Below are 7,111 nucleotides of genomic sequence, written 5' to 3'. Positions count from 1 at the left end.
AAGCCCGCGAGGGGACAGCCGGCGCCAGCCGGCGCTCCGCGGCGCAGCCGCGCTCCGGGCGAAGCCCGCGAGGGGACAGCCGGCGCCAGCCGGCGGGGGACAGCCGGCGCTACCTCAACCGCTCAACATCAACGCGCGCATAGCGGCCGAATCTGCCGGCTGTGAGGCCTTGACGTTCCGCGGTGACCTCGAACCTGCCGACGGACCATCCCAACAGGTCGGCTGCCTCGGGGCTGGTGAGGCTTGCCTGCAACCAGCTCTGCCGGTCGGCGAGGACTGTCACGAGCAGGTCAAGAGACAGCGCGTCCAGGTCATCGAGGGCGTACAGAGACCATCCCTTGTAGTCGCCGATTGGACGAAGCGCACCGCGCTCGGCGAGAGCCTGAACGTCTGCTCGCTCGATCTGCAGACCTGTACGTCCGGACAGGTACTCGGCGGCCTTGGACGATCCGATGCCGGGGTGGTCTCCAACGTCGGCAAGGATTGTGTCTCGGCCGGGGATCGACTCGATGGCGGCTGCAGACCATCTGCGTTCGTCGATGTCGGGCGCCGGGATGAGCCCTCGGTCCTGCGCGCGGCGCAACTGCCAGTCTTTGATGTCTAGCTGCCGGGCCAGCTGTACGGGACCGAAGCCGTCACGACTTCGGCGTGGTGCTGGTTCGGTGTCGACCGACTGCTCAGGTTCAGGCTGGGCCTCGACCTTCGATATGATCATTTCGACCTGGTCCGGCAAGGTCTTCGCCACATGATCCGACCAGCGATGATCGTCCCTGTCGGGTGGGGGGATCAGGCCTCGGTCCTGCGCTCGCCGCAGCTGCCGCTCTGTGATGCCAAGCCAGCGGGCCAGCTGCACCGGGCCGAAGCCGTCTCGGGGGCGGCTCATGTCATCCGTTCCCTTCCTCCTCGTACCGAAGTCAGCCTACGAGGCAGAGCCTCCGGACGATGGTGGTCAGGTCGACCCATGGGTCTGGCCTTACACGTGTCCCCAAGGCCGTCGGGCCCGCAGGTTGGGTTGTCTGAAGCTCGGCCCTGCGAACCTTGGGGATCTCTGTGGCGGCTTTACCCCTGGGGAGGAAGGACAGCCGAACCTGATGGCCGGGGGCAGACTTCGACATCCTCCGAAGACTGGGAGATGAGGCCCTCGCCACCATCCGTTGCGCCTAGCTCGCTGCTTGATGGGTGCAGTACATGCCAGGACCGTAGAAGTGCTACTAGTTCATATGGAGACGTGTCATAGATAGCAGCGAGCGCTTCAAGATCGCCGTACCGGATGGACAACATACGGCCCGCATAGTCGCCTCGCTGTCGCCGGATATGCTCTACCCAGCGAGCCAGCGTGGAAGCTTCGGCCGGAGCCTCTGCGAGCTTCTGGAGATCGAGGACTATTCGTGACTGCTGCTTGCCGGCTGCCGACCGGTCGTGTTGCGGCAAAAGGACAGAGGTCGGGACGCGATACAAGTTGGCAAGCTCGGCGAGCTGGATCACGGTCACCATTCGGTCGCCTCTCTCGTAGGAACCGAGGGCGGCGACTTTCGTCTTACCATTTGATCTGATCTCGACGCCTTGGAGCGACAACCCCTGCTGCTTTCGGATTTCGCGGAGTCGCATGCCGACTTCCATAGCATATCTACGGTCCTTCTGAGTATCGGCCATGAGTGAACCTCTCCGAGATTTCGTGGCTGAGGACAGAGCTCCGCCTCCCCCGGCGGGGGTGCGACCTGGGGGAGGCGGGTGTAGCGGCTCGGGTCAGGCGTCCGAGCGCGGGGCCCCGTCATCGGCGGGGTCCTGCGCTCCTGGAGTCGCGGTTGGATCGCCATTGGGCGACTGGTTGCTGTCCGTGTGTGCTTCATCGCCGGCGGCCGGCTCGTCATCGGAGTTGCCGGGGGGCGCCGTGACGAGGAGTTCGACTTCGGCCAGTTCGTATCCCCAGGACTGCAGAGCGGTCAGGTAACGCCGTGCGGTGGAGGTGGGGTGGCGCCAGACATGCACGTCGAGGGCGTCCTCGTAGGCCGCGAGAATGAGGGCCAGAGTCAGGACCTGGGCTCGCGGCTCAGACGCTGCATCGATCAGCTCGGTGAGCTGATCGGCGCTGAGAGGCGTGTCCTTGCCGCCAAGAACCTCACGGGCGATTGGGTGCCGACGTTCGAGGGCGCGGCGCAGTTCGTGGCTTCCCGAGGCGACGGAATCCGCAGCGAACCGACAGGCCCCCTTCGGGGGAGTCTTGCGGCTGGTGAGGAAGTTACGCAGCCACGTTCGCCGGACTGTGGTGGCCGAGCGCCAGGCCTTGTTGTTCTCGACCACCCATCGGCGCTGCGTCTTCTCCTCTTCGGAGAGACCACCACCGGACTCTCCGGTACCAGTCGTCGAGCCGGCCGGGAATCGGTGTCGGTCAACGTGGCCGTTGCCGTCCGGGTCGGTGCATACGTACTCAGGGCGGTAGACAAGCTGCGCTGGAGGGGAGGCGTCACTGTCTCGCGCTTGAGTCTCTGGCTGCCGCTCGTATACCTGAATGAGATAGGCCGCGTGGCCCGGGCAGTTGGCGTGCTTGTCCGGGGTGAGAGGGGTGTCCTCGTGATCGAGTTGGGATAGACGCTTGGCCTGATCTGTGTGACTTGGACGGTCGATGACACGGGTGCCTTGCGAACTCAGGAGGTCAGAAACCCGGGAACGCTCCTCCCTCTCGGCGCGGTTGTCCCGACAACGTTGTTCAACGTGCTCGAATCCGCCGGCGCGCGCTGCGACCACGAGAGCCTTGACAGCCTCCTCGTCGTCCTCGAATTCGGCGACGACCGCCGCCTGCGTGAGATCGAGAAAGTCGTATTTCTCGCTTGCCAGACGGGCGAGCTCGGAACGGGCCACGGTCAGAGCGGCGTCCACCTTGGCCCGCGGCAGCCTCGTCTTCTTTGAAATGCTGGTAGCGGAGAGACCGAGCAAGGTGAGCTGTTCTACCGCAGCTACCTTATCGCGGTTGTGGAGGCCTGTTCGGTGCTCGTTCTCGTGCCACTGGCTAACGATTCTCTCGATCTCGGCGGTCTGGCTGTCGCTGTCCGGCCCGATGACTATCACGGGGACAGAGGATTGGCCAGCCGCGACGGCCGCAAGGGTGCGACGGTGTCCGTGGCGGACTCGGATTCCGTCAGGCGCTCCAACGGCGATGATGGGAATGAGGACGCCGCAGGCCTTGATGCTGGCGAGGAAGTCGGGATCGAGGTCGGCGTTGCTCCGTAGGTTGCGATCCAGGAGGAGACTTCGCGGATCGAGGTGCTGAACATGAAGATCGACATGTGCCGCCGGCGTTGGCGTCGTCATATGCTCTCCTTAATGATTGGCGGGAAAGTACGATTCGAAGCGCGAGCGTGTTTAAGGGCCTCGCATCGAGAACAGTCCGGGGACTCCGACTGGCGCGGAGTCCCCGATTTCTGCCAGGAATTCAGGTCCTCGCAGCGATTTCCATGGCGCGGAGCGCTTGAGCCTCCATATCATGGGCGACGTCCGCATCGGGGAGGGTCTGCGCGGCGCTGGTGACCGCGTTCAGGATCCCACCAGCGGTAGGATCGCCGCCTCGAATGAAGTGCCGTAGAATGAGGGCCTGCTGTTCGTCGCTGTATTGCAGATGCTTGCTGACGAGCTGAACGGTTGCGGCGGGGTCCTCGATGGGCCTGGTTGCCTTCCGTTCGATCCGTTCGATGTGCGCCTTGACGTAGTCGATGTCAAGGAAGGTAGTGACCGCGTCACGGGCCTTAGCAGTAATCAGCTCGATGGCCTTGCGCTGGGTGTCAGCGCTCCACTGCACCACCCCATCCTGCTCTAGCCGGCCGCCGAGGTGAACTGCTCGCAACGCATCCTTCGCGATGGTCATACCATTGCGGCAAACTTCGATGACGAGTCGCGGGCTGATCGTGAATGCGCCACAACCCGTTTCCGAATTTGTGATCTGGAAGCCGGCCCAGACGACTGGATTCTCTTCGCCGCGATCGCCACTGAATGGGGATCGATAGCCTTCGAGGAGGGTGGGGGCGAGTGCCCGAATAGCTTCGCTCCTAACTCGGACGTACATCCGTCGGTCGGTGAGATCGCAGCCGTCAATCTGAACCGGAGCACCGGCCGCGTGCACGCCGTCGAGTGCGGCCATCAGAACGTCGAGGTGGTCCACTGTCCTGTAACGGTCACTCAGCACGGCCCGCGCGACACCGGGACCACCGTCATCGTTACGTAGTGTCCGTACGAGAAAACGTCGGCCAGAGTTCGCTTCGTGCCGGAGCCAACTGTTGATGTTCTCGTCGTACAGGGTGACATTCTCAGTTCGCAGTCGCCGTAGGTATGCGAGAGGAATACCCAGCTTGTCCGAGAGACCCTCGTCGGCGACCGCGGTGGGGAGATAAACGCCGTCTGCCAGTGTCACACCGGAGTCGGTGAGCACCGGCTCGGTTCCAGTTACGACAAGCCGGCCATTCTCGGCTCGAATTGTTGTGACGGGGGCTACAACATCGACCTTTCGGGCATGATGGCCTCGTAGGACTGCGATGAGATCCTCGAGATCAGCGTTGCGGGTGGGGCTGCTGCTGCGAATCTCGGCCATAAGTGATCATCCTTCTCTGATGCGAATTTGGCCTCTGAAATCTGAACCCAGACTCGTCAGAATGGCAGTGGCACCGTCTTGCGGCGGCGAAGCCACCTGCGCCAAGGTGCCCGGCTGTGGTTATGATCCTCGGTCTGGTCGCCGCGCCGCGGTGAATGATGGTCCAACAGACTGACGGGGTCATGTTCCGCAACCGATGGGTTAACCAGAAGCACGCCGACGAACAGGACCCGTTCGTCGCCATCCACGTCGGTCATGCTCACCCCGCCGGTAATAGCCGTGTGAACGCAACGGTCACGGGAGTAAGCGAGAGCTAGCATTCCTTCACTCAACAAACTCAGCGCGTCAGCTTCGAACGAGCAGTCAGCGACTCTTGCCAGACCGTCACTGGACTTGACTTCAACGGTGTACATTTTCACCTTTCCCGGTTCCGTAGCACGCGAAATGATAGACCCGATTTGTCCTCAGACCTCGAAGAGGGATAACGCCTGGCTTTGCAGTACCGCGGTCTCTGGCTTCTCCGCCGGGCGGTCTTTTCCTGACTGCTACAGGTTCTTCGGGCCGGCAAGCTCTTGCCCCGAAGGGGTCGGCCGCAGGCCGAGGCTTGCCGGCCCGAAGGTTCTGTGGCAGTTTCCTGGAAGTCGCCCGGCGGGAAGCCGTACCGCTGACCTGTTGGCGTTGATCCGTGGAAGAATGGAATATTCCGAGAGACGCGTCCGCGGATAGAAGGTTGCTCGCCAACACAGGATTCTGAGGTGGAGGCGAATCCGTCAGCGGTGAGTGCGGTCTCTCGACGCGGCCGGTCCAGCGGATCGTGGCTGACGCGGTGCGTCGCTTGAGTCGCCGGCCGGCGATATGTCGGTCAGATCGACATGGAGCGGTTGGCCGCTGATGTCGGCCTGGCGCAGCGCGGCGAGGGTCTGCTCGCCGAAGGTCCGCAGGCTCTTGCGGGAGTAGCGGGCCACGGGCTGGCGGCGGTGCCACACCGGATCGTTCCAACCGAACTTCTCGATCCCGATGCCCCGGTCGGTCTCGGTCTCGTTGCGCAGCTCGGCGTAGTACTCCTTACTCGTCCCGTGGTGGCGGATCTTCAGGTTGACGACCAGCGTCGCCGGGTCGGTGTCCTCGTCGACCCGCCGCACGACCCACCGGTAGGTCAGCCGCCGGTCGGCGTCGTTGACCAGCAGCGTCGGTTCGCGTTCGGTGATGAGGCTCATCGCCGCCGCTCCTTTTCCTTGTCGTCTCGCGGCCCGGATCAGGCCCGCGGGGACATGTCGGGTGATTCGTGGAGGTGCCCGTCGTCGGTGTAGGTGAAGGTGCGCAGCCGGATGTAGGGTGTCGGCAGGAAGATTGGTATTCCGTCGACGACGTCCGCGGCAAAGCCTCGGCAGATCCACATCACCCACCGGTCTGGCTTCTCGTTGGTGTTATTCGCTGACGGCGTCTCGGCAGAGCGACGATCGGCTACACGGCGCATATCGCGGTGCGCGAGATGTGGGCACAATTTTGTGGAAGCCTCGGCGCACTGTTCATGCATTGGAGGGTCGTGATAAACATGCGTTGCCGTTGCCTCCGGTGCGCCGAGAAACGCGACCACGGCGTCCAAACGATTTCCACAAATGCCGCAGCGACCTTCAACTGCGAGGCACAATGCTTCACGTCCATCGACGAGGGAGAACTTCGGTTCTCCGTCCGGATAACGTGCCGTGGACGCCGGAATAGGTAGCCCTCGACGTCGATCGATGGGAAGTGAGCGCATCAAGTCAGGGATTCCTCGGGCGCGGTCCAATTTGGCTCCTTCGGAGCTTTTCGTGAATGTGAGGTGCGGTCATGTGTTGGGCGTTTCTGCCTGTTCCCGTGAACGGAAAGTCGCGTGGTTGCGGGTCAGCGGGGCCAGCAGTAGGTCGGTGCCAAGGGAGATGTGGTCGGTCGATGAGCTGCCCCGGTCAGGCAACAGGTCGCCCCAGTTCGTGCGGGTTCGGCCGTCGCACGAGTCACCTGGCGGTCGGAGGTGGGCGGTCCACAGTCAGCGCCCGGCGGCATCGGAGTCCGGGGGAAGGACTGGCGCTGAGACCGCGGCGGGCGAAGTGCGGAAGCGGATCAGGTAGCCGTGCTCTTGGTCGGCGCTGATGACGCCATCAACGGCGGCGAGGTTCGCGACCTCATCACGGATCACGTCCCAGTCGTCCGGGGCGCTGGCAGCGTCGACGTCGATCGTGGTGTTGTCTGCGAGCAGGATGCCTTCGGCCGATGCGGTGGGGTAGTCGTCCCAGTCGACGTCGCATAGCACTGCGACTGCGTTCAGCCAGGTCCGGCGGACCAAGGAGAAGAGTCCGTCGTCGCTGGTGATCCGGCGGCGGAGTTCAGCATTGATCGCAGACAGTGCCGAGTTGAGGTCGGCCTCGTCGGCGGTCGGGAGCACGGACGGGTCGATGATCATGGGGCCTGCCTTGCTCGGGTGGTCGCGTGCATGGGAACTGGAAGCGTCAGCTGGTGGCTTGGAAGTGGTCGGTCCCCGGTGAGGCGAAGCAG

The 7,111-nt window shown here is 63.5% G+C and carries 8 protein-coding genes; all 8 read right to left on the bottom strand.

Going from position 1 to position 7,111, the window contains the following annotated elements:
- Positions 1 to 109 precede the first annotated feature (109 nt).
- On the bottom strand, positions 110 to 745 hold the full coding sequence (locus AWX74_RS37395) for a hypothetical protein (protein WP_207550501.1): 636 nt from the start codon (positions 743 to 745) through the stop codon (positions 110 to 112).
- Between the two features lie 314 nt (positions 746 to 1,059).
- Complete coding sequence (locus AWX74_RS37390; RefSeq protein WP_114476461.1) at positions 1,060 to 1,653, bottom strand: transcriptional regulator; 594 nt, start codon at positions 1,651 to 1,653, stop codon at positions 1,060 to 1,062.
- A gap of 93 nt (positions 1,654 to 1,746) precedes the next feature.
- Positions 1,747 to 3,309, bottom strand: a complete 1,563-nt coding sequence (locus AWX74_RS37385; RefSeq protein ID WP_091286718.1) for a ParB/RepB/Spo0J family partition protein — start codon at positions 3,307 to 3,309, stop codon at positions 1,747 to 1,749.
- Between the two features lie 121 nt (positions 3,310 to 3,430).
- Positions 3,431 to 4,579 carry a DUF932 domain-containing protein gene (locus tag AWX74_RS37380; RefSeq protein ID WP_091286715.1) on the bottom strand — a complete coding sequence of 383 codons (1,149 nt, stop codon included), beginning with the start codon at positions 4,577 to 4,579 and terminating at the stop codon, positions 3,431 to 3,433.
- Positions 4,580 to 4,635: 56 nt separating this feature from the next.
- Positions 4,636 to 4,992, bottom strand: coding sequence for a hypothetical protein (locus AWX74_RS40520; protein WP_165615959.1), 357 nt, complete (start codon positions 4,990 to 4,992; stop codon positions 4,636 to 4,638).
- A 357-nt stretch (positions 4,993 to 5,349) separates the two neighbouring features.
- Positions 5,350 to 5,796, bottom strand: a complete 447-nt coding sequence (locus AWX74_RS37375; protein ID WP_091286711.1) for a hypothetical protein — start codon at positions 5,794 to 5,796, stop codon at positions 5,350 to 5,352.
- 38 nt (positions 5,797 to 5,834) lie between these two features.
- Positions 5,835 to 5,978 carry a hypothetical protein gene (locus tag AWX74_RS41870; protein ID WP_226933239.1) on the bottom strand — a complete coding sequence of 48 codons (144 nt, stop codon included), beginning with the start codon at positions 5,976 to 5,978 and terminating at the stop codon, positions 5,835 to 5,837.
- A gap of 627 nt (positions 5,979 to 6,605) precedes the next feature.
- Positions 6,606 to 7,019: a hypothetical protein gene (locus AWX74_RS37365; protein ID WP_193209972.1), complete on the bottom strand. Its 414-nt coding sequence runs from the start codon at positions 7,017 to 7,019 to the stop codon at positions 6,606 to 6,608.
- Between the last annotated feature and the right edge of the window lie 92 nt (positions 7,020 to 7,111).

The sequence above is a fragment of the Parafrankia irregularis genome (assembly GCF_001536285.1).
Lineage (GTDB): Bacteria > Actinomycetota > Actinomycetes > Frankiales > Frankiaceae > Parafrankia > Parafrankia irregularis.
Note: the sequence above shows the minus strand (reverse complement) of the source record. Positions and strands in the feature narration are given on the sequence as shown.

Coding starts and splice junctions, on each gene's coding strand:
- AWX74_RS37390 (WP_114476461.1), bottom strand. CDS start 1,653: ATGGCCGATACTCAGAAGGACCGTAGATATGCTATGGAAGTCGGCATG.
- AWX74_RS37385 (WP_091286718.1), bottom strand. CDS start 3,309: ATGACGACGCCAACGCCGGCGGCACATGTCGATCTTCATGTTCAGCAC.
- AWX74_RS37380 (WP_091286715.1), bottom strand. CDS start 4,579: ATGGCCGAGATTCGCAGCAGCAGCCCCACCCGCAACGCTGATCTCGAG.
- AWX74_RS40520 (WP_165615959.1), bottom strand. CDS start 4,992: ATGTACACCGTTGAAGTCAAGTCCAGTGACGGTCTGGCAAGAGTCGCT.
- AWX74_RS37375 (WP_091286711.1), bottom strand. CDS start 5,796: ATGAGCCTCATCACCGAACGCGAACCGACGCTGCTGGTCAACGACGCC.
- AWX74_RS41870 (WP_226933239.1), bottom strand. CDS start 5,978: ATGTGGATCTGCCGAGGCTTTGCCGCGGACGTCGTCGACGGAATACCA.
- AWX74_RS37365 (WP_193209972.1), bottom strand. CDS start 7,019: ATGATCATCGACCCGTCCGTGCTCCCGACCGCCGACGAGGCCGACCTC.